The sequence below is a fragment of the Variovorax sp. genome, from assembly GCF_035634955.1.
Lineage (GTDB): Bacteria > Pseudomonadota > Gammaproteobacteria > Burkholderiales > Burkholderiaceae_C > Variovorax.
Window position 1 is genome coordinate 1 of record NZ_DASQBZ010000015.1, and the last position, 25,394, is coordinate 25,394.

25 protein-coding genes are annotated in these 25,394 nt (G+C 65.8%); 9 read left to right on the forward strand and 16 right to left on the reverse strand.

All coding sequences use genetic code 11. The annotated features are described in order from the left end of the window. The 7 genes from VES41_RS04970 to VES41_RS05000 all read right to left on the reverse strand — a co-directional run. The coding region (locus tag VES41_RS04970) for a methyl-accepting chemotaxis protein (RefSeq protein ID WP_324813762.1) at positions 1–1,317 on the reverse strand (1,317 nt) is incomplete at its 3' end. Positions 1,318–1,411: 94 nt separating this feature from the next. Continuing rightward, on the reverse strand, positions 1,412–1,639 hold the full coding sequence (locus VES41_RS04975; RefSeq protein WP_324813765.1) for a zinc ribbon domain-containing protein: 228 nt from the start codon (positions 1,637–1,639) through the stop codon (positions 1,412–1,414). Positions 1,640–1,648: 9 nt separating this feature from the next. Then, complete coding sequence (gene hydA, locus VES41_RS04980; protein ID WP_324813767.1) at positions 1,649–3,061, reverse strand: dihydropyrimidinase; 1,413 nt, start codon at positions 3,059–3,061, stop codon at positions 1,649–1,651. A gap of 31 nt (positions 3,062–3,092) precedes the next feature. After that, positions 3,093–4,028 carry a dihydrodipicolinate synthase family protein gene (locus VES41_RS04985; protein ID WP_324813770.1) on the reverse strand — a complete coding sequence of 312 codons (936 nt, stop codon included), beginning with the start codon at positions 4,026–4,028 and terminating at the stop codon, positions 3,093–3,095. An 18-nt stretch (positions 4,029–4,046) separates the two neighbouring features. Continuing rightward, positions 4,047–5,195: an FAD-dependent oxidoreductase gene (locus tag VES41_RS04990; RefSeq protein ID WP_324813772.1), complete on the reverse strand. Its 1,149-nt coding sequence runs from the start codon at positions 5,193–5,195 to the stop codon at positions 4,047–4,049. After that, positions 5,192–6,637 (reverse strand): NAD(P)/FAD-dependent oxidoreductase, encoded by a 1,446-nt coding sequence (locus VES41_RS04995; RefSeq protein WP_324813774.1) that lies wholly within the window; start codon positions 6,635–6,637, stop codon positions 5,192–5,194. The genes VES41_RS04990 and VES41_RS04995 overlap by 4 nt, the downstream gene beginning before the upstream one ends. Positions 6,638–6,680: 43 nt before the next feature. Further along, positions 6,681–7,004: a (2Fe-2S)-binding protein gene (locus VES41_RS05000; protein WP_324813777.1), complete on the reverse strand. Its 324-nt coding sequence runs from the start codon at positions 7,002–7,004 to the stop codon at positions 6,681–6,683. Between the two features lie 203 nt (positions 7,005–7,207). Between VES41_RS05000 and VES41_RS05005 the strand changes: the two genes are divergently transcribed. From VES41_RS05005 to VES41_RS05020, 4 genes are all read left to right on the forward strand, one after another. Beyond that, positions 7,208–8,047 carry a transporter substrate-binding domain-containing protein gene (locus VES41_RS05005; protein ID WP_324813779.1) on the forward strand — a complete coding sequence of 280 codons (840 nt, stop codon included), beginning with the start codon at positions 7,208–7,210 and terminating at the stop codon, positions 8,045–8,047. Between the two features lie 81 nt (positions 8,048–8,128). After that, positions 8,129–8,797 (forward strand): amino acid ABC transporter permease, encoded by a 669-nt coding sequence (locus tag VES41_RS05010; protein ID WP_324813782.1) that lies wholly within the window; start codon positions 8,129–8,131, stop codon positions 8,795–8,797. Further along, a complete protein-coding gene (locus VES41_RS05015; RefSeq protein ID WP_324813785.1) occupies positions 8,797–9,486 on the forward strand; it encodes an amino acid ABC transporter permease in 690 nt (229 codons plus the stop codon). The genes VES41_RS05010 and VES41_RS05015 overlap by 1 nt, the downstream gene beginning before the upstream one ends. Beyond that, on the forward strand, positions 9,464–10,201 hold the full coding sequence (locus VES41_RS05020; RefSeq protein WP_324813789.1) for an amino acid ABC transporter ATP-binding protein: 738 nt from the start codon (positions 9,464–9,466) through the stop codon (positions 10,199–10,201). Before VES41_RS05015 ends, VES41_RS05020 begins: the two co-directional genes overlap by 23 nt. Positions 10,202–10,234: 33 nt before the next feature. Here the strand turns inward: VES41_RS05020 and VES41_RS05025 are convergent, their stop codons facing one another. The 4 genes from VES41_RS05025 to VES41_RS05040 form a co-directional block, all read right to left on the reverse strand. Next, a complete protein-coding gene (locus tag VES41_RS05025) occupies positions 10,235–10,960 on the reverse strand; it encodes a GntR family transcriptional regulator (RefSeq protein WP_324813791.1) in 726 nt (241 codons plus the stop codon). A gap of 602 nt (positions 10,961–11,562) precedes the next feature. Further along, a complete protein-coding gene (locus tag VES41_RS05030; protein ID WP_324813793.1) occupies positions 11,563–12,201 on the reverse strand; it encodes a hypothetical protein in 639 nt (212 codons plus the stop codon). Continuing rightward, complete coding sequence (locus VES41_RS05035) at positions 12,198–13,226, reverse strand: hypothetical protein (RefSeq protein ID WP_324813795.1); 1,029 nt, start codon at positions 13,224–13,226, stop codon at positions 12,198–12,200. Before VES41_RS05035 ends, VES41_RS05030 begins: the two co-directional genes overlap by 4 nt. Further along, positions 13,210–13,572 carry a hypothetical protein gene (locus tag VES41_RS05040; RefSeq protein WP_324813798.1) on the reverse strand — a complete coding sequence of 121 codons (363 nt, stop codon included), beginning with the start codon at positions 13,570–13,572 and terminating at the stop codon, positions 13,210–13,212. Before VES41_RS05040 ends, VES41_RS05035 begins: the two co-directional genes overlap by 17 nt. An 80-nt stretch (positions 13,573–13,652) precedes the next feature. Here VES41_RS05040 and VES41_RS05045 point away from each other — a divergent pair, with 80 nt between their 5' ends. Next, entirely contained in the window at positions 13,653–14,273 is a 621-nt protein-coding gene (locus tag VES41_RS05045) for a sce7726 family protein (protein WP_324813801.1), read from the forward strand. On the opposite strand, the gene VES41_RS05050 is transcribed toward VES41_RS05045, so the two are convergent. From VES41_RS05050 to VES41_RS05070, 5 genes are all read right to left on the reverse strand, one after another. Further along, the gene (locus VES41_RS05050; protein WP_324813803.1) at positions 14,194–15,306 is read right to left on the reverse strand and encodes a beta family protein; all 1,113 of its coding nucleotides are present in this window, start codon (positions 15,304–15,306) and stop codon (positions 14,194–14,196) included. The genes VES41_RS05045 and VES41_RS05050 overlap by 80 nt on opposite strands. A 632-nt stretch (positions 15,307–15,938) precedes the next feature. Further along, the gene (locus tag VES41_RS05055; RefSeq protein ID WP_324813805.1) at positions 15,939–17,276 is read right to left on the reverse strand and encodes a hypothetical protein; all 1,338 of its coding nucleotides are present in this window, start codon (positions 17,274–17,276) and stop codon (positions 15,939–15,941) included. A 406-nt stretch (positions 17,277–17,682) separates the two neighbouring features. Next, positions 17,683–19,146, reverse strand: a complete 1,464-nt coding sequence (locus VES41_RS05060) for an amidase (RefSeq protein ID WP_324813807.1) — start codon at positions 19,144–19,146, stop codon at positions 17,683–17,685. Beyond that, the gene (locus VES41_RS05065) at positions 19,143–19,817 is read right to left on the reverse strand and encodes a TetR/AcrR family transcriptional regulator (protein ID WP_324813810.1); all 675 of its coding nucleotides are present in this window, start codon (positions 19,815–19,817) and stop codon (positions 19,143–19,145) included. Before VES41_RS05065 ends, VES41_RS05060 begins: the two co-directional genes overlap by 4 nt. A 9-nt stretch (positions 19,818–19,826) precedes the next feature. Further along, positions 19,827–20,621: a cysteine hydrolase gene (locus VES41_RS05070; RefSeq protein ID WP_324813812.1), complete on the reverse strand. Its 795-nt coding sequence runs from the start codon at positions 20,619–20,621 to the stop codon at positions 19,827–19,829. A gap of 247 nt (positions 20,622–20,868) precedes the next feature. Between VES41_RS05070 and VES41_RS05075 the strand changes: the two genes are divergently transcribed. The 4 genes from VES41_RS05075 to VES41_RS05090 are packed head-to-tail and all read left to right on the forward strand — an operon-like array spanning position 20,869 to position 25,382. Next, entirely contained in the window at positions 20,869–21,843 is a 975-nt protein-coding gene (locus VES41_RS05075) for a BMP family protein (RefSeq protein WP_414719032.1), read from the forward strand. 4 nt (positions 21,844–21,847) lie between these two features. Next, entirely contained in the window at positions 21,848–23,383 is a 1,536-nt protein-coding gene (locus VES41_RS05080; protein WP_324813815.1) for an ABC transporter ATP-binding protein, read from the forward strand. After that, positions 23,380–24,456 (forward strand): ABC transporter permease, encoded by a 1,077-nt coding sequence (locus VES41_RS05085; protein ID WP_324813817.1) that lies wholly within the window; start codon positions 23,380–23,382, stop codon positions 24,454–24,456. Before VES41_RS05080 ends, VES41_RS05085 begins: the two co-directional genes overlap by 4 nt. Continuing rightward, positions 24,453–25,382, forward strand: coding sequence for an ABC transporter permease (locus tag VES41_RS05090; RefSeq protein WP_324813819.1), 930 nt, complete (start codon positions 24,453–24,455; stop codon positions 25,380–25,382). The genes VES41_RS05085 and VES41_RS05090 overlap by 4 nt, the downstream gene beginning before the upstream one ends. Positions 25,383–25,394: the final 12 nt, after the last annotated feature.

Genomic DNA, 25,394 nt, shown 5'->3' on the forward strand with positions numbered 1-25,394 from the left:
CTTGACGCTCTCGACGATCTCTTCCATGGTCCGGCCGGCTTCCGCCACCTGGCGGCTGCCCTCCTCGACCTTGCCGACCGAGTCGTCGATCAGCTGCTTGATCTCCTTGGCCGCCGAGGCCGAGCGCTGCGCCAGGCTGCGAACCTCCGAAGCCACCACCGCGAAGCCGCGGCCCTGTTCGCCGGCGCGGGCGGCTTCCACCGCCGCGTTGAGCGCCAGGATGTTGGTCTGGAACGCAATGCCGTCGATCACGCCGATGATGTCCACGACCTTGCGCGAACTGGCGTTGATCGAGCCCATGGTGCCGACCACCTGCCCGACCACGTTGCCGCCGCGCACCGCCACTTCGGACGCCGACGCCGCCAGCTGATTGGCCTGGCGTGCGTTGTCGGCGTTCTGCTTGACGGTGCTGGTCAGCTCTTCCATGGAAGCGGCGGTCTGCTCGAGCGAGCTGGCCTGCTCCTCGGTGCGCGACGACAGGTCCTGGTTGCCGCTGGCGATCTGGTTCGACGCGGTGGCGATGGTGTCCGTCGACGACCGGATCTCGCCGATGGTGTGCACCAGGTTCTGCTGCATCTGCCGCATTGCATGGAGCAGGCTGGTGCGGTCGTCCGGACGGACGTCCACCACGACGCCCAGGTCGCCTGCGCCGATCTGCCGCACGACCGACGACGCGTAGTCCGGTTCGCCGCCCAGCTGGCGGTACAGGTTGCGGGCCATGCTCCATCCCAGGCCGCCGATGACCAGCAGGAGCACGCCGCCGAGGGAGAGCAGCACGGCGGTGCTGCGCCAGAAGGCGTTGTCGATGTCGTCGATGTAGTCGCCGAAGCCGACGATCCAGTCCCATGGCTCGAACTTGATGATGGCGTAGAGCTTGGGCACTTCGCTCTTGGCGCCCGGGCGGGTGCCCAGCGCGGTGACGGTACCGACCGTCTTGCCGGCCAGCGCCGCCCGGTAGCGCTCGCCGGCCTCCTTGCCGACCTTCGGATCGACGATGCCGATGCGCTTGGGGTTGGGGTGCACGTAATTCACGTCGTTGGTGTAGCCGCGGACGAAGAAGTAGAGCTCGTCCTTGCGCAGGCTGCCGATGAGCTTCTTCGCCTCGGCCTGAGCCTGCTCGCGCGTCAGCGTGCCGGCCTTTTCCTGTTCGTGGAGCCGCTCGAGCGAGGCGTGAGCGAGCACCACCAGCGTGGACAGCTGCGCCGTTCGCTCCTTCATCATCGACCGGTGCAGCGTCGACAGCGAAACGGCAGCCAGGACAACCATGCCGACCAGCGCGGCGGTGCAAAGTAGAAGGATTCGGGTCTTGAGTTTCATGGGATCGATCGGGCCGAAGGAATGGGCCCACCGATCACTATCGGCAGCGGCGCGGAAAACTTGAGGGGCGCGCCCGCCCGCTGGCGAAGCCGGCCTACGGCGGGCAGCAGGCGCAGCGCGCCGGGTGCCGCAACCTCGGATAGGCGCCGCCCGAAGGCGCGTCGTCCTGGCGCGATGCGCGGCCCAGCACCGCGGGCACGCTCAGGGCGCGTTCGGACGGGGCGCCGCACGCGGGGCACGGCACCGGCCGGTCGAACTCCCGCAGCGGGCGCATGGCGCTGAACCGGCCGCAGGCCTGGCAGGCGTAGTCGTAGAGGGGCACGGCCGTCGCCTACCAGCCGCCGGATTCCCCGCGCGGGATGTACTGGCCGGCGCCGGTGCGGCCGAGCCACTGGTCGCCGTCGACGATCAGCTCGCCGCGCAGCAGCACCTTGCGCACCGTGCCGGTCACCTCGCGGCCCTCGAACAGCGTGAAGTCGCAGTTGCCGTGCTGCGTCGCGGCGCTGATCACGTGCGGCTGGCCGGCGTCGAACAGCACCACGTCGGCGTCGCTGCCGACGGCGATGGTGCCCTTGCGCGGATAGAGCCCGAACAGCTTGGCCGGCGCGGTGGCGGTCAGCTCGACCATGCGGTTGAGCGAGATGCGGCCGGCGCGCACGCCGCCGTCGTGGATGGTGGTCAGGCGCGTCTCGACGCCCGGAATGCCGTTGGGAATCTTCGAGAAGTCGTTGCGGCCGTACGGCTTCTGGTTCACCCGCCCGAGGTGCCCTTCCTTCATGCAGAACGGGCAGTGGTCGGTGGACACCAGCTGCAGGTCGTCGGTGCGCAGCGCGGTCCACAGCGCGTTCTGCGCCTCCTTGGAGCGCAGCGGCGGGCTCATCACGTAGCGGGCCAGGTCGAAGTCCTCGCTGTCGTAGACGCTTTCGTCGAAGAACAGGTAGTGCGGGCAGGTCTCGGCGAACACCGGCACGCCCATGTCGCGCGCCTCAACCACGTGCTTGAGCGCCTCCTTGGCCGACAGGTGGACGAAGTACACCGGCGCCTGCGCCAGCTCGGCGAGCTTGATGCCGCGGTGCGTGGCCTCGCCCTCCATGATGGCCGGGCGGGTGAGCGCGTGGTACTTGGGCGCGGTGTGGCCCTGGGCCAGCGCCTCCTGGATGAGCAGCTCGATGATGGTGCCGTTCTCGGCGTGCAGCGCGATCATCCCGCCGTGCTGGCCGACCATGCGCATGGCCTGGAAGATGGCCGCGTCGTCCACCATGACCGAGCCCGGGTAGGCCATGAACATCTTGAAGCTCGACACCCCTTCGTGCCGGATCGCGTGCTGCATGTCGGCCAGCGTCTGCTGGTTCACCGACGTGACGATCACGTGGAAGCCGTAGTCGATGCACGCGCCTTCGCGGCCCTTGGCCTGCGCGCGCTCGATGGCCTCGAGCACGCTCACGTCGCGCCGCTGGAAGGCGAAGTCGACGATGGTGGTGGTGCCGCCGAACGCGGCCGAGCGAGTGCCCGACTCGAAGCTGTCGCAGGTGGTGGAGTCGCCGAAGGTGTTGTCCATGTGCGTGTGGCAATCCACACCGCCGGGCAGCACCATCAGGCCGCTGGCGTCGATGACCTCGGTGTCCTCGCCCACCGCGAGCCGGCGGCCGATGGCGGCGATCTGGCCGTCCTCGATCAGGATGTCGGCGACGTAGTCGTCGATGGCGGTGACGATGCGGCCGTTGCGGATGATCTTGCGGGACATGGGCGGGGCTCCTCGTGGCTTCGGGGTTCGGTCAGGCGGTGACGCCGGCCTGGACCAGCGCACGCTCGAGCGCCGCCACCTCGGCGGCGGGCAGCGGGCCGATCGGCAGGCGCATGGTGTCGTCGGGAATGCGGCCGAGCAGCTTCAGGCAGGTCTTCAGGCGCGCGGTGGCCCAGCCGCCGGGCGCGGTGCCGTAGATGGCCTTGGCCAGGGGGTAGATGCGCTCGTTCAGGGCGCGGGCCTTGTCCAGGTCCTTGTCGCGCACGGCCTTGTCCAGGTCGATGACCAGCTCGGGCGTCACCGCCGCGAGGCTGACCAGGCTGCCCTCGGAGCCCACCATGAAGCAGGTGAACAGGTGCTCGTCGCCGGACGCCATCATCGCGACGTGGGGCGCCACCTGCTTGACCAGCCGCAGGTTGGCCTCGTAGGCGGCCGCTTCCCAGCTGCCTTCCTTGATGCCCACCACATTGGGCAGTTGCGCCAGCGCGGCCAGCACCTCGGGGCGGTAGGCCATCGTGCCGGCGTTCACGCCGGCCTGGTAGAGCATCAGCGGCATCTGCGCGTTGGCGTTGGCCACGGTGTGGTGCGTCAGGGCCATCTGCGCGTCCTGCGACAGGGCCCAGGAAAACGGCGGGAACACCAGCACCGCGTCCGCGCCGGCGGCCTTGGCGTCGTCCACGTGGCGCTGCGCCTCGCGGCTGTCTTCGGCATTGATGCCGCTGACCAGCACCGAATGGTGCCCGCAGACTTCCGCCGCGATCTGCGTCACGCGGCGCTTTTCCTCGCGCGACAACGTGAAGTTCTCGCCGGCATGGCCGTTGATCAGCAGGCCCGCCATGCCGGGCGCGAAAGCATTGGCCTCCAGGTGCCTTGCCAGTGTCTGCTCGTCGATGCTGCCATCGGCATGCAGCGGGCAGAGCGTGGCGGCGTAGATGCCGTGGAAGGGGTTCGGTCGGGAGGGGATCATGTGTTGCTGCGGCAGTGGTCAGGCACCCGGCATCGGCATGCCCAGCAGCCGTGACGGATCGAACAGGGGAAGGTCGGGGGTCTGGCCCAGCATCCGCTGCGCCAGGATGCGGCCCATGAAGGGGCCGCTGGTGTAGCCGGAGTGGGCGCTGCCCACGACCCAGGCGTCCGGCACGCCGGGGACTTCGCCGATGATGGGCATGGCGTCGGCGGTCTCGGCCTCGAGCCCGAGCCAGATGCGCGCCACGCGGGCCTCGGCCAGGGCCGGCACGGCGAAGGCGGCCAGGCGCATGTTGCCCACCAGGTTCTGCGGGCGGGCCTCGACGCCGCCGCGCTCGCGGTCGCCGTCGCCTTGCCAGCCGCCGCCGATGAGCACGGTGCCGTTGGCGAACTGCTTGAGCGACAACAGGCCGTTGGCCACGCTCAGCACCGTGCGCATCACCGGGCGGATGCGCTCGGTGACCACCAGCTGGTTGATCAGCACCTTGATCGGGATGTGCACGCCCAGCATGGCCAGCATGTTCTCGATCCACACCCCGCCGGCGAGCACCACGCGGCGGGTCTGCAGCGGCGACAGGCCGGTGGCCCCGGCCAGCACCACGCGGTGGCCGCCGTCGCCGGAATCGATCGCCTCGACCGGCGCGTTCTCCAGCACCGTGACGCCCGCCTGCGTGAGCGCATGCCGGAAGGCGCGGCCGGTGAGGTAGGCGCTGGCGAAGCCGTCGATCTCGCAATAGCCCGCCTTGAGCAGCGAGCCGTTGAGGCCGGGTTCGATCTGGCGCGCGCGCTGCGGCGAGATCACCTCGATCGGGGCGCCGAACTCGCGCCGCGCCTTGGCCCGGATCTCGACCAGCTCGCATTCGGCTTCGGTGAACGCGAGCGTCAGGCCCGGTACGTGCGTGGCCAGCACGCCCATGCCGAGCCAGCGTTCGGCGTCCATCCACATCTGCCAGGCACGCATGGCGTAGGGAACGAGCGCCGCGCGCGTCATGTGCAGCGTGAGCGTGCCGGCGTTCACGCCCGAGGCTTCGCGGCACAGCGCGCCGCGGTCGACCAGGGCGACGCGCATGCCGCCCTGCGCCAGGTGCAAGGCGGTGGAGCACCCCATGACGCCGCCGCCGATGACGACGGCGTCCCAGGGCCGGGCGCTGGTGGCTGGTGTGTTCATAGCGGCGCCGCCTTGGGGATCGGGATGTCGGCGTAGGTGTAGTCGCCGGCCACCTCGGCCAGCGACACCGGCCGCAGCGGCGCGCGGCCGGTGAAGCAGCCCACGGCCTCGCGGCTGCCCACCTGCGCGGCCACGAGCGCCGCGGCCACGTCGCCACAGGTGCGGCCCTGGCACGGGCCCATGCCGCAGCGGGTCCACGCCTTGAGCTGGTTCATGTCGCGCGCACCGTCGCGCACGGCCGCGTCGATCTCGGCGCGGGTGACGTCCTCGCAGCGGCACACCACGGTCTGCGGCGCAATGCCGGACACCGCGCCGTCGCGCAGGGCCATCAATCCGGCCATGGCATGGCCGAAGCGGGCGCTGCGTGCCCAGCGGGCCGCGAGCGGAGCGCGCTCGCGTGCATGCTTGGCTTCGTCGATGGTGCCCTGGTCGCGTGCGCAGGCCAGCGCGGCGATCTCGCCGTGCGCGCCGGCTGCGGCAGCGCCTGCAATGCCGGCGCCGTCGCCGGCGATGTACAGCCCGGCGATGCTGGTGCGGCCGTCGTCGTCGGCATCGGCGATCCAGCCGCCGCGCTCGCGCTCGAAACGGTGGCGCGCGCGCAGCAGGCGGGTGATGTCGGTGCCGGGCACCAGCCCGTTGCCGACCGCGACCGCGTCGGCGTGCAATTCGAGCGTGGCGGTGTCCGGCGCCGTGGGTGCGCCGTCCGCATCGACCGGGCCGATGCGGATGCGCAGATCGCCGTCGACGCCCGTGACCGAGCGGATCGCGTGGCGGTAATGCACCGGCACGCCGGCCGAGCGCAGCCGCCATTGCCATTCGAGGCCCTGGCGCACCAGGTCGGGCCGGCCGAGCAGCGAGGGGATGGTCCGCAGCCATTCGCCGCGGCTGGACAGGTCGACGACCGCCGCCATCTCCCCGCCGGCCTTGAGGATGCCGTTGGCCACCGCCAGCAGCAGCGGGCCGCTGCCGGCCACGACCGTGCGGCGGCCCGGCAGCATGTTCTGCGACTTGAGCAGGATGGTGGCCGCGGCCAGGCCGATCACGCCGGGCAACGTCCAGCCGTCGAAAGGCACCACGCGCTCGGTGGTGCCGGTGGCGACCAGCAGCGCGCGCGGATGCAGGCTGACCGAGCCGCCCGGACCGATCACGTCGGTGCGCAGGTCCGAGCCGATGTTCCACACCTTGTGGCCGAACAGGCAGGCGATGCCGGCGTCGCGCAGGTCGCGGCGCAGCATGTCGCCCTCTCGCGCCTCGGGCGTGGCCGCGGCGTCGCTGCGCCGCGCAAACGCGGAGGGCAGCGGCCGCCAGACCTGGCCGCCGGCGTCGGGGTTCTCGTCCACCAGCTGCACCGACAGGCCGCATGCCTTGGCGCGCAGTGCGGCGCGGCCGCCGGCAGGCCCGGCGCCGATGACGAGCAGGTCGGGGCGATCGGGGGCGCTCATCGGGCCACCCCGGTGGCGGGCGCGACAGCGCTAAGGCAGCCCGTCATGGCCGGGCCTCCCGCCATGCCAGCGACTCGACCTCCAGCCCTTCGCTCACGACCACCTGGCACGAGGGCAGCTTGCGCGCGCCGACCCACACCAGGCATTCCTGGCACGAGCCCATGAAGCAGAAGGCGCCGCGCGGTGCGCCGTCGCGCGGACTCTGGCGCAACGTGCGGTGGCCGGCCGCCATCAGCGCCGCGGCCACGCTTTCGCCGGCGAAGGCCTGCACGCGCTGGCCGTCCATCACGAAGTGCAGGGCTTGGCCACGCCGGACCGACGCGTCGCTGCGCAGGCTGGCGAGGGAAGAAGTCGCTGTTGAAGTCATTCGGCCGGGTCCTGGGGCGGGCCTGCAGCCAAGGGAAATGCCTGACTGGACCGCATCGGGTTTATTGTATACATTCTATATATCGATGTTATTTTATTTGCAGGCATCGCCGCGAACTGGCATCTGTCTTGCGTTCGTTCCCTGAGTGCGCGAGCGGTCCTGCAGGCCGCCGCACGTTCCCTTCAACTGTCAGGAGTTCCCTCATGAAGCAAATCAGGAATGCCAGCCGCCGCCGCGTGCTGCTTGCCGCCTCGGCGACGCTCGGTGCCACGCTGCTGGGCCTGCCCGCCGGCGCCTGGGCCCGCACGCTGGACGAGATCATCGCGAGCAAGAAGATCGTGTTCGGCGTCAACCCGACGCTGCCGCCGCTGGGCATCTTCAACGACAAGAACGAGATCGACGGCTTCGACGTCGAGGTGGCCAACAAGATCGGCGAACTGCTCGGCGTGAAGACCGAGATCGTCCAGGTGGGCTCGCCCGACCGCATTCCCTTCGTGAGCAGCGGCAAGATCGACGCGGTGCTCGGCGCCATGACCATCACGCCCGAGCGCCAGAAGGTGATCGACTTCACCGTGCCGGTGCACACCGAGGTGCTGGGCGTGTTGACCACCAAGAGCAAGACCTACAAGGACTGGATGGAGCTCAACGATCCGTCCGTGCGGCTGGTGGAGGTGCGCGGCGCCACGCCGGTCAAGCTGGTGCAGGAAAAGCTGCCCAAGGCCCAGCTGCTGCTGCTGGACAACTACCCCGACGCCGTACGCGCCATTGCGCAGGGCCGTGCCGACGCCATGATCGACGTGATGGACTTCATGACCGAGCACACCCGCAAGCACAAGGTGGACTGGCGCATCGTGGACGCACCGATCGAGGTGTACTTCTGCGCCATCGGCGTGCAGAAGGGCAACGACGCGCTGCGCGAAAAGCTCAGCGGCGCGATCAAGCAGCTGCATGCCAACGGCTTCATCGACGAGCGCTGGAAGAAGTGGTTCGGCGGCCCCATGCTGCACGACCCGCGCACGGCGCCCGGCTACAACAGCAAGTAGGCGCCCGGCCAGCCCGGGCATGCAGCGCGGCCCCGCCCTGTGCGCCGGGGCCGCGCTGCCAACTGACGCGACGCTTTCTCAATGCAGTTCGACTTCACCCCCGTGCTCGAGCGCCTGCCTTACCTGGCGGCCGGCGCCTGGCTCAGCCTGCAGATTGCCTTCCTGGCGTTCGTGCTGGGCATGCTGATCGGCCTGGGCGGCGCCTCGGTGCGCGCCTACGGCCCGCGCTGGGCGCGCCGCCTGGTTGGCGTGTATGTGGCCTTCTTCACCAACACGCCGCAGCTGGTCCAGATCTTCTTCATCTTCTTCGCGTTGCCCGATGCCGGCATTCTGCTGTCGCCCTACCAGGCGGTGCTGATCGGCATGACGCTCAACGCCGGTGCGTACCTTACCGAGATCCAGCGCGCGGGCTTCGAATCGGTGCGCCGGCCCGAGCTCGAGGCGGCCGAAACCCTGGGCTTCTCGCGCCTGCAGACCATCCGCTACGTGATCCTGCCGCACATCGTGCGCGTGCTGTTCCCGCCGCTGTCGAACCAATACATCCTGATGACGCTGGGCACCTCCATGGCGGCCGTGTTCGGCGTTGAGGAACTCACCGGGCGCGCCTACAACATCAACTCCGAGACGTTCCGCTCGATCGAGGTGTTCTCGGTCGCGGCCGTGCTGTACGTGATCATCACGCTGGTGGCGACCTTGTCGCTCGCGTTCGTGGGCAAGCGCTTCTTCCGCGCCAAGATGAGGTGGTTCTGATGCTGGACCAGATCATCGAGGAGCTGCCGCGCTTCTTCAGCTATTACAACCTGCTGTTCTTCGCCAAGGCGCTGGGCGTGACCTTCGCGCTGTCGGCCATCGGCTGCGTGGTGGGCTTCACGCTCGGCTTTGCGCTGGCGGCCATCCGGCTGACCACGCGGCCCGCGGCCGCGCCGCTGCGCGTGGCGGTGACGCTGTTCGTGGAGCTGTTCCGCCGCATTCCCTTCCTGGTCACGCTGATGCTGATGTTCTTCGTGTTCCAGGCCATGAACGCAGACCTGAGCATGTTCACGGTGGCGCTCATCAGCGTGTGCGTGATCGCCACGGCCTTCATCGCGGAGATCGTGCGCAGCGGGCTGGAATCGGTCCACCACAACCAATGGGACGCGGCCGCCACGCTCAACTTCAGCTACTGGCAGACGCTGCGCCTGGTCATCATTCCCCAGGCATGGAAGATCATCCTGCCGCCGGCGTTCGGCTTTTTCGTGCTGTTCATCAAGGACACGGCGCTGGCATCGCAGATCGGCGTGGTCGAGCTGGCATTTGCGGGCAAGACCATGAACAACAAGGGCTTTTCGGCCGCGCTGGTGTACGGCACGGTGCTGGTGCTCTATTTCGCGCTGTCGTATCCGCTCGCGCGCTTCGGCAAATACCTGGAGACCCGACTTGCCCCAACTCGAGATCGTTGACCTCAAGGCCAACTATGGCGCCCACACGGTGCTCGAACGCATCAACCTCAATGTCGAGAAGGGCGAGATCGTCAGCCTGATCGGGCCGTCCGGCTCCGGCAAGAGCACCCTGCTGCGCGTGCTGATGGGCCTGCTGCCGCCCATCTCCGGCGAGGTACGCATCGACGGCCGCAGGCTCGACTACAACAACCGCGCCCAGCTGCGCGACATCCGCTCGCAGATGGCCATCGTGTTCCAGCAGTACAACCTGTTCCAGAACATGACCGTGCTCGACAACGTGACCGTGGCGCCCATCAAGGTGAAAGGCCGCGCGCGCAAGGAGGTCGAGGACTACGCCACGCGCCTGCTGGAAAAGGTGGGCATGGGTGCCAAGCTCGGCGCCTATCCGGACCAGCTTTCGGGCGGGCAGCAGCAGCGCGTGGCCATTGCCCGCGCGCTGGCGCTGCAGCCGGGCATCGTGCTGCTCGACGAAGTGACCGCCGCGCTCGACCCCGAGCTGGTCAACGAGGTGCTGGACACGGTGCGCCTGCTTGCCGCGGACGGCATGACCATGTTCATCGTCTCGCACGAGATGGGCTTCGTGCGGGAAGTGTCCAGCAAGGTGGTGTTCATGGACGCCGGCCATGTCGTCGAGATGGGAAGCGCCACGCAGATCTTCGACGCGCCCACCCAGGCGCGCACGCGCGAGTTCGTCGGCAAGATCCTGCGCCACTGAGGCGGCGCGTCAGCAGCAGCAGCAGGCGGCGCCTCAGGCGCCCAGCTCGCCCACCAGCCCGTGGCTCAGTCGAGACAGCGTGTAGCGGCCGAGCTGGCGCAGATGCGCCACCACGGCTTCCTCGGCGGCCTTTGCGTTGCCTGCCTCGTACGCGTCGAGAATGGCCAGGTGCTCGCGCCGATCGTCCTCGATGCGCTTGAACGGATCGACCACTTCGAAAAGACGGCACAGCACGCGCAGATGCCGGATCGTCTCGGCCAGCATCTCGTTGCCCGACGCCTGGGCGAACATGCCGTGGATATGGTCGTCCGCCTGCCAGTGGCTCGAGCCTTGCTGGCTGGAGTCGAGCGAGAGAATGGCCGCGCGCAGGCGCGCCACCTCGTCGGCCGGAATGCGCCCCATCGCAAGCGCCACCGCCTGCGACTCGAGCCGCTCGCGAACCTGCAGGCACTGGAAGTAGTGCGACGCCGTGATGCCGCGCACCGCGTAGGAACGCGCATTGGCCCGCACCAGCAGGCCCTCCCCTTCAAGGCGCAGCAAGGCCTCGCGAAGCGGCGTGCGGGACATGTGCAGCCGCTCGGCCAACCGCCCTTCCACCAGCACCTGGCCGCCGGTGAGCTCGCGCTCCAGAATCAGGCGGCGCACCACCGCGTAGGCGCGGTCGGTGAGATTGCTCGGGCTCGGCGGAACATCCTGCGCCGTCTTGGGCGTCGAAGCCCGCTTGGCCGACGCAACGCCAGTCTTTGTCCGGGCCGGCACGGACTTGGCTACTTTGGCTCGCGCAGTCATTGTCTACAAAGTGTGTGCAATGGCTGGAGCATACGAGCTTTGGGGGGTGGGCGCTATGGTGGAAGTGGGTGGGGAGGCGGTTGTGCGGATTGATTGGAGTTGCTTGGGGGTCGGGCGCTCAGCCAAGCCTCATGGTTGCCGCGAGGCGCGGTGATTCGGGTGGTCGCGTCTTGGTAGATCGCAGTCGGATGTGGCCCGAGGGCCGGTTCAGACTGGTTGCAGACCTTTGACCTCGGCAGTCCTTAGGACCGCTTGGCTCGGGGTTGCGGATGAAGGTCAACGGGTGCAGCCGTCGAGTCTGCTGCAGACTGGGCGTAGTCGTCCGTCGTTGCTCTGTCGAGGGACAGCTGACGCGGCATCGCTGCCGGCGGTGAATCGCCCTCGGAAGGCGGCTCCCCCGACACACGGATACACGCCGCGGACCGTGTTCCGGACGCGGCCTCGATGCCATGTGATCGCGGCAAGGCATCTGATCACGCCTGGAGACGCAAGGTAGGCAGGAGAGGCTGCGCCCCGCGGACGCCTTCAAGGCAGGACACAGTTCTGCCGACGATGGGCGAATGGTTTATTGACTAGGAAACCCAGGCGAACGGCGCCGTCGCGAGAAGGGGGCCACAGTCGGCGGTGAGCTCCGCAACCTTGGCGCGTAGCGTGAGCTGAGCCTTGGCCTGCACGCCATGCGCGAAGCAGCTGTTAACTGACGAGTCCGCCTTCGCGTGACTTGCCACGGCTGATTGCACGGTGTCGAAGGACCATCGGTCGACTAGGTAGTCCATGGTCTGCTCGAGGCACGCGAGCTTACCGCCGAGGCGCGCCAGCGAAGGGCGGGTCTTGAGCGCTGAGCCCACGGCGCGCAGCGCCTTCTTATCCCCGGTATCGACGATGGCGGCGTCGAATTCGGCAGCTGCTGCGAAAAGCGCTGCCTCACCTGCGTCGATTAGTGGGATGTCCGACAACGCCTCCGCAAGTAGTGCGTTGTGGCTCTTAGCGACCCCGCACGCGGCAACGAAGCTCGTGAGCTGTTGCACTGCTGCCATGGAGCCCACGATCGCCGCGGCCTTGTCGGGGGTTGCCAACTTGAACTTGAACTTCAAAGTGCCGACCGTGAAGAGATCGGCACGACCCTGCTTTTGAAGATGAAGCGCGAATCGGCTGAGCAAGCCCCACTGCGCCAGCTTCACGGCGACATCGCAATCAATAAAGACCTTCATACGCCGCGCAGGTCCATTCCAGTCAGCTTGAAGATGTGGTCCAGACCGTCGTTGGGGAGCATCTCATGATGCATGTGACGCTTGGCGACGTCGTTGATGACGATCGGCGCAATTTCTGTGGTCTTGAGGAAGCGGAGTGCCAAGTTGGCAAGCTTCCAGTCTTCAGTCAATCGCGCCCAACTCAGGATCACCTGCCCCGCATCGAGTTCGGCCTTTTGCGCTTCACCTAGAGCAGCGGCTGCAAGGCTCATTTCGGAGTAAGCGGGTCCGACCAACTTCTTGCTGCTGGCGACGAGCGTGCTGCCGCCAAGTAAGTTCATTGCGTAGGCGTCCGCCTGCTTCTCGTCTTGGTCGAAGAAGCTTCGCTGGTTGTCCACTGGAAGCGTGTCGTCTACCAGTACCGCGTTCTCGTCGCTGCTCAAGTGCCCGCTCATGACGTGTCCGGCCTCGTGCGAGACCAAGTACGCGAGCTTGGCGAGCGCAGTTTCCTTGCGAACGACCATGACCACAGGCCGCCCGCTCGCGCGTACGCACATGGCGTCCGGGCGGCGTAGTCCATTGGGCCATCCAGTTACGTGCACGACCGGGATTCCCGCATTCCAGAGCCACTCGCACAGTGCGTCGAGGGTGACCGCTTTTCCACTCTTCAACAGCTCCTGGCGGAGCGTGTCCGCTTCGACTGGCGGCCGCAACGGCGTCGAGGCGCAAGAGCTTGCCAACAGTTGCGCGAGGCCATGGCCGATGCTGGCCGCAACAGCAAGCTGCGTCGAGCCTTCGGGATGCACAGTTTTAAAGCGCTGAGTTGTCGAGCGAAAGGCGGGCTGAGGCTGTTGCGACTGCAGACTAACAAGCGATACGTTCAGCCGTCGAGCCAGCAAGATCTGCAGTTCCAGCAGGCCGCCCTCATCGGTTGCCGCCTCGTCGTCCCACCAGTCCGGCATCAATGCGCGGACCTGGGGCGCGCTCAAGCCTAGCGCCTTGAAGGCGCTGAACAGTTTGCGTGCGGGACTAGTGGCGGTGGCCATTGGAATTCTTGGTCTTGGAGGCGCGTCGGGCGCCGTACGCCTCGAGCGTCGCGCCAGCTCTGAGCAGTCTAACGATAGATCGGGCGTGCTCGTCTGTGCCGTCCCAAACTTCCATCACGGTCTTCACGAGTTCGTCGTGCCGTAGCGTGCCCGACTCTTCCTGGTTCAATGCAATTCCCGCGAATTTGCATAGGAGGACGTGGGTCTTGGTGAGCCGCCGTGGATTGCGCAGCGCGCGGTGCAACGTCGACTGCGGTACGCCGGCTATTTTGGACAGGCGGCTCTCGCTATACGAATTTTCGTGCATGAACTCACGTAACTGCGTGACGACGTCGCTCACCCTCATGCAAAAATCTTAGCATAATGCATAACAACTACACTTCCACCCGCCCATTGTTGCGCGGCCCGCGTATTCTCTTGACCGACATGTCTGCCATCGCTCACGACCATCAACTGCGCGCACTGCTCAAGGTTCATCTGCGCGCTCGCGTAGGCGCGGACGACAGAGTCGTGGATGAGTTTGGTCTGCCATACGGAGCTGCTCGCGCGGACGTTGCCCTCGTGAACGGCCATCTAGAAGGCTTTGAAATCAAGGCAGGGCGTGACACGCTCAAGAGGCTGCCGGCGCAAGTCGAGGCGTATAACCAGGTCTTCGAGTTCTCTTGGGTGGTGACGACGCCGGGGCATCTGTCTGGTGTCCGCGAGGTTGTGCCGAAGGGGTGGGGGCTGCTGGTGGCCAAGACCGACGAGCGGGGCGGTGAACTCGTTCAAGTTCGACGCGCTCAGAGGAATGCCAAACGCAATGCCGAGCATCTGGCGCGGCTGCTCTGGCGCGAAGAGGCTCAGGCCCAGCTCGAAGCGCTCGGGCTGAGCAAGGGCCTAAAGTCGAAGCCAAAGATTGCACTGTTCGCAGCCTTGGCCGAGGCCATGACTGCGGACGCCCTGTCGACCTACGTCCGAACGTGCCTCAAGTCGCGGGCAAACTGGCGATTTGATGCAGCACCACGTGTATGTGATGATTCGTCGCGTCCCGCCGCCAGTGCGTAGCATTGCCGGGCCCCGTCGCTGGATTGGCCGCGACGTCTGAGTAGTTCCGGTCTCCGTGACTGAATGCGGCTTTCAGGTAGATCGGAAGCAGCACAAGGACTTTGCAGATGTCTCGGTACTGACCGAATCCAAAATCTTTCACGCTCTTGCCCTTGATGACGAACCACTTGTCCCAATGGGTGTAGCGCAGATTGGCGCTCATCTTGAGTAGACGCGGGTCTTCATCGAAAGCGGTGACGTGACTGATGCCATAGTCGCCGTAGACGAGGTTCTCACCTTCCAAGACGGAGTCCAGGCGCGCCGCAAGGAACAATGCCCAGTCTGTTCGCGGTATCTGGTGCGTCCCCTTTGGGATGCCGGCCAGATTGACGGGGAACGCGCCAGCGGCCAACACGACGTTCCTCCAACTCTTCGCGCTGAAGATGGCCTGCAGGATCGCGGCATTGCGAGTGGCTTGAGCAGCTAGATCGGAGTCGGTGACGAACGCAGCGTCGAGAACTGCGTCGACTTCGGCTGGTGAAGCCTTGATCTTGGCGGCCGTGCTGACGAACCACTTGGCCACGTCCGCGGGAGCCGGACTCGGGTTGTCCACGTCGATGACGTAACGCAGCACCCACCGACCGCGCTTGGCCGCCGTCGAGGCCGCCACGAGTGCGGCGATCTCCTTGGTGCCAGCGTACGAGGAGATGACCGGGACGGCTTGAACGTTGGCTGCCCAGAGCTCTGCGAAGAGGAACTCCCAGACCGTGCCCGCGGACTCAGCGAGCTCGTCGGCTGATGTCAGAGGCTGGTCGAAGGCAATTTCGTGCTTAGTGCCCCAATGTTTGGCAGTCGCCTTGGCGACGTCGCGGATGTGCTTGTCCCAGGTCTTTGTGTATTTGTCCTTTGCCCAGTCAAACGGGCGGTCCTGTAGTTCTGCGATGGGAAGAACCGATGCCTTCTGCGTCGGAGAAAGTGGTTGAACTGCGGACTGCTCGCCGAGTTTCCATTTCAAGACAGGCACGTACGCGATCTGATTTTTCGAATTATCCAAGACTGTGTCTCCTCGTTGATAGCGGTTGAACTGATCCACGGAAGCGGCAATGCATAACGCACGATCTACTCAAAGTTCAAATCCGCGCTTGATTTTGGAAGTACTTTGTTCGTAGCCAAAGGAACTATGTCGCGGAGATTTGGAACGGTGTCTCATCAAGTTTGATGAGGAAACCGTAGCGCCTCTCGCTTTGAGACATGCCGAATGCAAGAAGCCTGGGGATACCGCTTCATCCCCGTGTGTGGTGCATGGCTTGCCGGAGATCCCAAGAGCGGTTGGCTAGCTTCCTATGACACTGCTCGACATCTGACCGATATGGTTACGAGGGCGCGCGACAAATGTCCGCAGACTGCCGGCATGAAGCCATCCGCGCATGATGAACTATCAGTCCGCTTTCGCTGCGGTCCAGCGGCTCGAGTCGGCCAGAAGCAGGCGTGGTCCAGTGTCTGCTCATGAGGCTGAACAGTTGCGGCTTGCTGATCCAGGGCTTCTCTTGCAACTGACGCAATTTGGCAGGTGAACTGGTCGCGCTAGGTGTCCTTGAGGTGCCTCGACTGGAGACCGCGCTGACGTGGCTGAAATGCTGAGCGGGCCAAGTCCGCTCTAGAAATGTCGAGGCGACCAGGGCCGTCTCAAGCGCGCGGAGGCAGCCAACCCGCAACAGGCCCGACGTGAATTGCGATGCCGGCCGCGAAACTGTCTTGTTGGTACGGTGCTCCGCGATACAGGATGACGTCGACCTTTGAGGCAAGCTCGCGATAGAGCTCGTTCGAGGTCGCGCAGCTGTAAAGCAGGGCGACCGAGAGACGCCTTTCAGGAGTTGTCGCGATCGCGATAACAAAGAGCGCTGCCGGATCTGGCTCGGTGACAGTTACGTTCCAGCCGGCGTCTCGCAGGGGACGGACCAGATCGTTGATGGCATCTTCAGAAAGCACGGCTTTTCGCAGGGTCACGCCGTTGTCGGTGGGCAGTTCGGGCACTAACCGGCCGTGAGCCTGGAACTCGGCTTGCTCATGCAGATTCAGCGCCATCTGAAGTTGACCGCGGATCAACGCCTGCTGCCACAGTAGCTTGCTGTCTTGATCCATGGCCGGGAACAGCAAGGGAACGACGTTGGTTTCGTCGTGCCAAGCTTCAATCACACCGAGCATCGTGATGGCCACGACCAAGCGAGAAAAGTTTGATGGTTGCTGCCAGTCGGTGGACTTGCCGTGGGCGAATAGGTGTCGATTGAGGGAAGTCGTCCCGCTGTAGCTGTCGATATTCTGGAAGAAGCAGGTCTCGAGCCACCGACGGAACGTCTCGAAAACCATAACCCGCTCGTCCTGGCCGAACAGGAACTCAATTGACCGGTATTCCTGCGGCACCCACATCCTCTCGAAGTACAGATCGGCGGCCAGATCGCACGCGCGCTTGATTGTGTGGTTGATCGCATCATGCGAATTCAGATGGGGCGTCGCGCTGGCGATCCGATGAACACCGCCTTCGATAACTGGGATCAGCGCGGCGACGCTTGCGGCGCGCTGCCCGCTGTAGAAGGCGAGGTATGCCTCGCGTGCGAGCGGAGCGAATGGCGCCAAGCTGCGTGTTCGAGGCAGGAGCCGTGCGATGCAAATAGCCTGGAAGGGCAGGGTGTAGACCGTCGACAAGTGATAGTCGAATTGACTGATGGCGTCGGCGCCACGCCGATGCTCCACCGCAGCCAGGAGCTGCGCCATCTTTTCATTGCTCACCCAAAGCGGGGCGAACCATTCGACCCGCGCCCAGAGGTCGGCGACGCGATCAGCAGTCGAGCGGTTGGCCTGCCACTCATGGCTGTCCTTGGAGATCAACGGAAAGCAAGCCTTGGCACCGTTTGCGGTCAAGACCACCGCGGGAATCGGACGGAAGAGGCCGACCCGCCGCTCCTGGACATCGGCAACGTCGAGTCCCCTGTCCTTGGCCCACGCCTCGATGTTCGCGGCGGACATGGCTCGAGCCCTTGGCGCCTGAGCGCGCCGCCAAAGCCCCTGAAAATGTTCCTCCACTACGGTTTTCAAGCACTCGCCCTCCCAGGCCTGTTGAGACGAAATCAGTAAGGTACCGTTAGAAATCCATTTCGTACCTGCAACGACGCATCACCCCAGAGAGTGGCGGCAATTCGGCAGATTGTGACGTTGAACGACGGGTTTCAGCGGGGGATCCGGCCGGATATACGGCTGCATTGAGCACCCACGCGACGTCCAGCGGGATTACTTGGGGGGCGGGCGACGGGAACGACCGCAGAGCGCGAGCCTTCGGACATCCCCGTTCACCAACTTGTACGTCCGCAATCGCTACGAAGCAGCCACCTCAGATAAGAACGATCGCCAATCCGCTTGACGGCCCTCATCCGCCCTAGATCCACCCCCTCCGACAGGCAACCGTCGGCCATTCCCCAGGAAGCAACGCCTCCATCGCCCCCGACAACGCCAGCACACCCAGGTCATCCAGGTGACCGCCCATGATCTGTAGGCCCACGGGTCGGCCGTCATGCGTCAAGCCCACGGGCACCGACGCGGCCGGCGCCCCCGTGAGATTCCCCAGCGCGGAAAAGGCCAGCCAGGCGCTGCCGGCCTCGACCTGCTTTCCGTCGATGACGTCAGGGCCCGGCACATTCAGAGCGAAAGCGGCGCTCGCCGTGGTGGGGGTCAACAGGAAGTCGTAGCCCTCCATGAATCGCCAAGTCGCATTGACGATGCGCTTTCGCTCGAAGATGGCCCTGGTGAATTCGTCCGCGGTCCACTCGCGCCCGACCAGGCTGGCGAGCCATCCTTCGAGTTGCACGCCGTGCTGCTCCGCCATGCGTCGCAATCCCTCGCGGTCGGTGTCCATGGCAACCAAGGCTTCGAACGCGGCCGCGTAGTTGCCGATGTCCGGGTGCGCCAATTCGACGGTCGCGCCCAACGCATGGCCAAGGCGCAAGGCCGCGGCCTGGGTCAGGGCGCGTACTTCGGGATCCACCGCGGCAAAGCCCAGGTCCGGGCTGAACGCGATGCGCGCGCCGCGCAGCGTCTCTGGCGGGCGCACGGTCCATTGACCGACCTCGCTGGGCAACGAGAAGCGGTCCTTCGGTGTCGGCCCTGCAAGTACGGACATGGCCAGCGCCGCGTCGGCAACCGTTCGCGTCAACGGCCCGATGTGTTCGAGCGATTCCCAACTGGAGATGCCCGGATAGCGTTCGTCGCGGCAACCAGGGTACGCGGGCACGCGCCCCATTGAAGGCTTGATTCCGTAGATGCCGCACAGCGCGGCCGGTGCCCGTATGGACCCGCCGCCATCGCTGCCGATGGCCAGCGGCACCAGGTTGGCTGCGACGGCCGCGCCCGAGCCCGCGCTCGATCCGCCCGGCGTGAGCTCGGTGTTCCATGGGTTGCGCGTGGTCGGGAAGAGCGCGTTGTGTCCGAATGCCCCGTAACCAAACTCGGAGGTGTTGGTCTTGCCGATGATGACCGCTCCGGCCGCCCGCAGGCGCTCCACGACCACGTCGTCCTCGTCGGGCACGTGGTCCTTGTACAGGCGCGAGCCGAAGGTGGTTCGCAGCTGCCTTGTGCAGATCAGATCCTTGACGGCCACCGGCACGCCTGCGAGCGGGCCTGCGTCTTCTCCTTGTGCGATGCGTTGGTCGATTCTCTTTGCGGCTGCAAGGGCCCCTGCTTCGTCGAGCGTGCAGAACGCGTGCAACGACGGATCGAGTTCGGAGATCCGGCGCAATGACTCTTCAGCGAGGGACGTGGCGCTGACCTGTCCGGCCCTCACGGCCTGCGCGATCGATGCCAGGCCGGAGCCCGGCGTGCTTGAAGAAGCGGTGTTCGAGGTCATGCCGTCGTGGGTCGGGACAAAAAGCCCAACAGCATCTGGTGGGATTGTGCGTGGTGGTCGGCTTGCCACTGGTGGCAGAGCAGATCGGTGCCGAAGATGCGCGACAACGTCGGCGCGTGGGCGCGGCTGTAGTAGGCCAGGCTCACCATTGCGGTGTAGAGATGGAGTGCGTCAATGCCGGGGCGGAACACGCCGGCCTGCTCCCCGCGTCGCAGCAGGTTGGCAATGTGGCCCAGCACGGGGGATGCGGCATCCCGGATGACCGCAGAGCGATTGAGGTGCCGGGCCTGGTTCATGTTCTCGAACGCGAGAAGGCGCCTCAGCTCAGGCCGCGCCCCGAAATGCGTGTCGATGAAGTCGAACATCTTGAGGATGCCGTCCGTTGGCTCCATGGATTCAAAGTCCAGTTGCAGCTCCGCCGCTCGAAGGCGCAGCAGCACTTCTTCCAGCACGCGGACGTAGAGCGCATCCTTGCCACCGAAGTAGTGGTACAGCATGCGGATGTTCGATTTGGCGCGCGTCGCAATCTGCACGGTGCGTGCGCCGCTGTATCCCTTCGCGGAAAACTCCGCGATGGCTGCCTTGAGGATGCGGGCGCGCGTCCTGGCAGGGTCGCGCTGGACGATCTTGCGGGTAGGCTCGGTGGCAGTGGCCATCGGTTCAATCTGCATCTTGGCTTCTCAAGCTGGCGGGGCCTGCAGCGCGGCCAGCAGCGTGGTTGAGTCGGTCACAAAGCCAAAGCACTTCTTGACGTTCCAGATCGTCGCCTGGGTACAGAAATCCGGCGACGAGGTGGCGCAGCAGTCCTCCAGCATGACGCAGCCGTAGCCCAGGAAGTTGGCGTCGGTCAGGGAGTGCAGCACGCACTGGTCCGTATTGCATCCTGCGAACAGGATGGTCTTGACGCCGAGGTTTCGCAGGATGCTGTCCAGCGGCGTGTCCCAGAAGCCGCTGATGCGGTGCTTGTCCACCAGAATGTCGCCGGGCAGCGGCGCCAGTTCGTCGACGATGGCTGCGGCCCACGAGCCCTTTTCCAGCACGTTTCCCCGACCATCGGGCAACGGATCGCCCAGCCCTGTGCCGCTGCCGCTGTTCTTGTACAGGTGGATCTGGTTGGGCGGCATGTTGGCGAGGTCCGGGCGGTTGCCCCAGTTCACCCAGACCACCGGCACCTGCGCCTCTCGCAGTGCGGGCAGCAGCGCCTGCAGCGGTTCGATCGCCGCACGGTCGGCGGCAAAGTTGCCGCCAATGTGATCGACCCAGCCGCCCGGGGCGCAAAAGTCGTTCTGCATGTCGATGACGACGATGGCCGTGCGCCGCAGATCGATGACGAGGTTCTGCGGTTCGGCGTTCAGCCGCAACGGACGCGGCGCCGGCGCCGGCATGGCCATGTCCACCTCTTGCTCGGTGGCACGCCAGTGGTAGTGCGGGAAGACGCCGAGGACGCCGCCTTGCTGGGTCTTGTTCGACTGCATTGCTTGAAGCTCCAAGTTGGTGAATGGTTTGGCACCGCCGCGGTGCCCGCGCAAGCGCCGTCATGGTGCTCATCGGCGCGGCCAACGACACGTTGCGCGCACTTGCAAATGACGAGTTCCACCGGTTCTCCCAGCGTCAGCCGCGTCATTTTTCGAATGGCACCGTTCTTGCAAACGCCCGGTCCCGTCTGGTCCATCTGGTAATCGTTCATTTACTTAGCAGTCGCCTTAAGCGAAAGGAATGCCAATGTCGAAAGCGCTCTCCAAGTTCACATCGTTTGCCTTCGGCTCGGTCGCCGCCATGGCACTCGCAACCGCCGCGCACGCCGCAGATCCACTCACCGTGGGTGTGCTGATTCCGGGCTCCAAGTCCGACAAGGGCTGGATGGAGTCGGGGTATGACGGCCTGACCGCGGCGCAGAAGACCTACGGCGACAAGCTCAAGGTGCAGATGATCGAGAACATCAACTACGCCGACATGGAGCAGGCGCTGGTCAACCTCGCGTCGAAGAACCAGCTGGTGATTGGCGTGGGTGGCCAGACGCAGGCGGCAGTCATGAAGGTCGCCAAGCGCTTTCCCAAGACCAAGTTCTCGATCGTGGGCGGCAACAAGGGCGACGTGGTGCCCAACGTGGCCGGCTACGACGTGAAGCAGGCCGAAATTGCATTCGTGGCCGGCGCCGCCGCCGCCATGTTGAGCAAGACCGGCGTGGTGAGCTACGTCGGAGGCATGGAGATTCCGTCCATCGTCAATGCCGGCAAGGAGTTCGGCAAGGGCGCGGCCTACATCAATCCAAACATCAAGTACGTCGAGAACTACACCGGCGACTTCGACAACGTCGCCAAGTCGAAAGAGGCGACGCTCGCTGCCATCGCCCAGGGTGCCGACGTCCACTATCACATCCTGAACCTGGGCCTGCGCGGCATGGAGCAGGCCGCGAAGGAAAAGAACACCCACATCATCGGCAGCTACACCGACCGCTGCGGCACCGACCCGCTCTACCCCGCCTACAGCATCACCGGCGTGGGCTACCAGGTCGAGTACGCCATCAAGGAAGCCGAGTCCGGCAGCTGGAAGGCGGGCTACAAGCCGTTCGGCCTGGCCATGGGCCCCAAGGCGTCGGACATGGTCATCTGCGGCGCCACGCCCGAGATGAAGGCCAAGATCGATGCGATCAAGAAGGACATCGAGAGCGGCAAGATCAAGGTGCTCGAAGGTTGATTCGATGACCGCGGTGCCGTTGCTCGAATTGCGAGGGGTGGGCAAGCGCTTCGGCTCCCTTCAAGTGCTCGACGACGTGTCGTTGACGCTGCAAGCTGGCGAGGTGCATTGCCTGCTTGGCGAAAACGGCGCGGGCAAGTCGACGCTGTGCAACCTCGTCTTCGGCGTGCATGCGCCAGACGCCGGGGACATGCTTCTTTCCGGCCAGGCGTACCGGCCTGGCCGCCCCGCCGACGCACTGGCCCAGGGCATTGCGATGGTCCACCAGCATTTCAGCCTGGTGCCGGACGTGAGCGTGGTGGACAACCTGCTGCTGGGGCAGTCGCGCGGATTGCTGCGCCGATCGGAGTGCGCCGCCCGCATGCGCGAGCTCAGCGAGCGCTATGGCATGCCGCTGGAACCTTATGCGCTCATCAAGGACTTGTCGGTCGGCGAGCGGCAGCGCGTCGAGATCGTCAAGTGCCTGATGCGCGAGCCCAGGCTGCTGGTGCTGGACGAGCCGACGGCGGTGCTGCTTCCGGAAGAGATCCAGGCCCTGATGGAGGTTTGCGAGAAAGTCGCCGCCCAAGGCTGCGGCGTGGTGCTGGTCACGCACAAGCTGGCGGAAATACGCCGGGTCGCCCGCCGCGCCACCGTGCTGCGAGGCGGCAGGATCGCGGCGCGCTCGGACGCTCCGGCGCAAGAGATGGACGCGCTGGTACGCGCGATGATTCAGCGTGACCTGGCAGACCCGAGCGAGACGGTGCCAGCGGGGCCGGCACGCGTCGCCCCGGCGATTGGGCAGGAGGTTCCGGCGCCTGCGCTGATGGTCGACGGCCTGACCGTGCGCGACGCACAGGGCACAACGCGCCTGGACAACTTCACCGTCTTGCTGGCACCGGGTGAGATCGTCGGAATTGCCGGCGTGGAAGGCAACGGCCAGGTCGAGCTTGCCGGCGTGCTGTCGGGGCTGATGCCCTCCACCCAGGGCCGCTTCTTCGTGAGCGGCGTCGAACTGACCGGCGAAAGGCCGAAGGCGATCACCGCTGCAGGCGCCGGCATCGTGCCGGAAGACAGGCACGCGTCAGGATGCGTCACCGCGATGAGCGTCGCAGAGAACATCCTGATCAACCGGCTGGGGGACTATCGCCGCTGGGGCCTGTTGGATCGCGCTGCATTGCGGCGCGATGCGCAGGATCTCATGCACAAGTACGACGTGCGAGCGGCTGGGCCCGACGTGGCCTTTGGCGGTCTCTCGGGCGGCAACCAGCAGAAGGCAGTGCTGGCGCGCGAGCTCACGACGCCAGGGCTGCGGTTTCTGCTCGCCGCGCAACCTACGCGCGGCCTGGATGTCGGCGCGGTCGAGGCGGTGTATGGACACATCGTCGGCGCCTGCCAGAACGGCGTGGGCGTGCTGTTGATCTCTTCCGAACTGGACGAACTGCTCAAGGTCGCCAACAGGATCGTGGTGCTCTATCGCGGCCGAATCATGGGGCAATGCGAGGCAAGCCCGTCCCAGCGCGAACGCATTGGCGCATGGATGGCAGGACACACCGAATGAATCAAACTGCTCTTGCGGCGAGGATGCACGACCAGCGCCCCGTCCTTATTTCGCTGGCGGCCGTCGTCGGCGCGCTGGTCATCGGCCTTGTGCTGGTTGCCGCGATCGGCGTGTCCATTCCTGATGCCGTCGCGGGGTTCGCCGAAGGCGCATGGGGATCGCCCTACGCGCTGGCAGCGTCCATCAACCGCAGCCTCGTCTTCGCGCTGGTGGGCCTGGGCTTCGTGCTGGCCGACCGGGCCAACCTGACGAACGTGGGTGGCGAGGGGCAGATCGCCGTCGGCGCCATCGCCGCCACGGCGGTCTGCCTGCATGGTGGTGTTGCGGGCCTTCCCGCCGGCATGAGCTTCGTGCTGCCGATGCTGGCCGCATGCGTCGTAGGCGGCATCTGGGGCGGGATTGTCGGCGTGCTCAAGGTGAAGGTCGGCACCAACGAAGTGATCAGCAGCCTCATGCTGTCCTTCATCGGTGTCTGGCTGCTCTACGGCAGCGTGCAGAGCGAGGCGCTGCTTCGCCAGCCGATGACCTCGTCCAGCACCCTGCCGGAATCGCTGGAGATCCCCGATCCGACCAAGCTCCCGCTCTTGACAGGCGACGCCGGCATGCCGTTGCACATCGGCCTGCCGATAGCGCTGGTACTGGCCGTGCTGGTCGCAGTGGTGCTCCACAGGACGGTGTTCGGGCTTCGCCTGCGTGCCGTCGGACTGAACGCACTCGCGGCACGCAAGGCAGGCATTGCCATCGCCCCTTCGGTGATCGGCGTGTTCTTCGCAGCTGGGGCGCTGGGTGGCCTGGCGGGCTCGATGATGTTGCAGGGAGAGCAGTACTCGCTCAAGGCCGGCTTTTCCTCGGGTTACGGCTTCGATGGCCTGGTCGTGGGTCTGCTGGCGCGCGGCTCTGTAGTGGGCGTACTTGCGGGCGCGGTACTTTTCGGCTTCATCCGTTCGGGCGGCATCAACATGGAAATGGTGGCCAACGTGCCCAGCTGTCTCGTGCTGGTGATCCAGGGCATCATCATCGTGGCGCTGGCCGGGTCGGCACGCTGGATGACACGAAAGGCAGGTGCGCGATGAGCGACACGGCCAATGGCGCGATGGTCGCCGTCTTTGCGGGGTCGACGCTTCGACTGGCAGTTCCGCTGATACTGGGGGCCACCGGTGAACTGGTCAGCGAACGCGCCGGCGTGCTCAACATGAGCGTCGAAGGAATGATGCTGACCGGGGCGTTCGCCGGAGCGGTGGGCGCCATTGCCACAGGCAGTCCGGCCCTGGGACTGCTGATCGGCATTGTTGCCGTGCTTCCCGTCGCACTGTTGCAGGCGTTTCTCAGCATCACGCTGCGTGCCAATCAGGTGGTCACGGGCATCGGCATCAACATCCTGGTGCTTGGCGCAACAACGCTCGCCTACCGCGAAATCTTCGGTGGTCGTTCGCGCGAGCAAGTGCCCGGCTTCGACAAGTGGCACCCGCCGCTGCTGTCGGACATTCCGCTGTTTGGCGACGCGCTGTTCACGCAGGTCTGGCTGGCCTACCTTGCGCTTGCGCTGATGGTTCTGGTGGCCTGGACGCTGCGCAACACGGCGCTTGGCTTGGCCGTGCACTCGGCAGGCTCGGAGCCGAAAGCCGTCGACAAGTCGGGCCTGTCGGTGACGACCGTGCGCTACGGCGCGGTTCTTTTCACGGGTGTGCTGTCAGCCATTGGCGGCTGCTTCCTGTCGATCGGAGACATCCACACATTCACCGAAGGCATGACCAGCGGCGCCGGCTACCTCGCCATCGCAGCGGTGATCTTCGGCAACTGGAAAGTCGGCCGGATGTTCCTGGCATGCCTGCTCTTCGGCGCCGCCACCGCGCTGCAGTTTCAGCTACCGGCGTTGGGCATCGAAGTTCCCAACGCCCTGCTGATCATGCTGCCCTATCTGATGGCGCTTCTGGCCGTGGGAGGGTTGGTCGGCAGGCAGAGTGCGCCTGCCTACCTCACGCAGCCGTATGTGCGCTGACTGGTCGCCCTT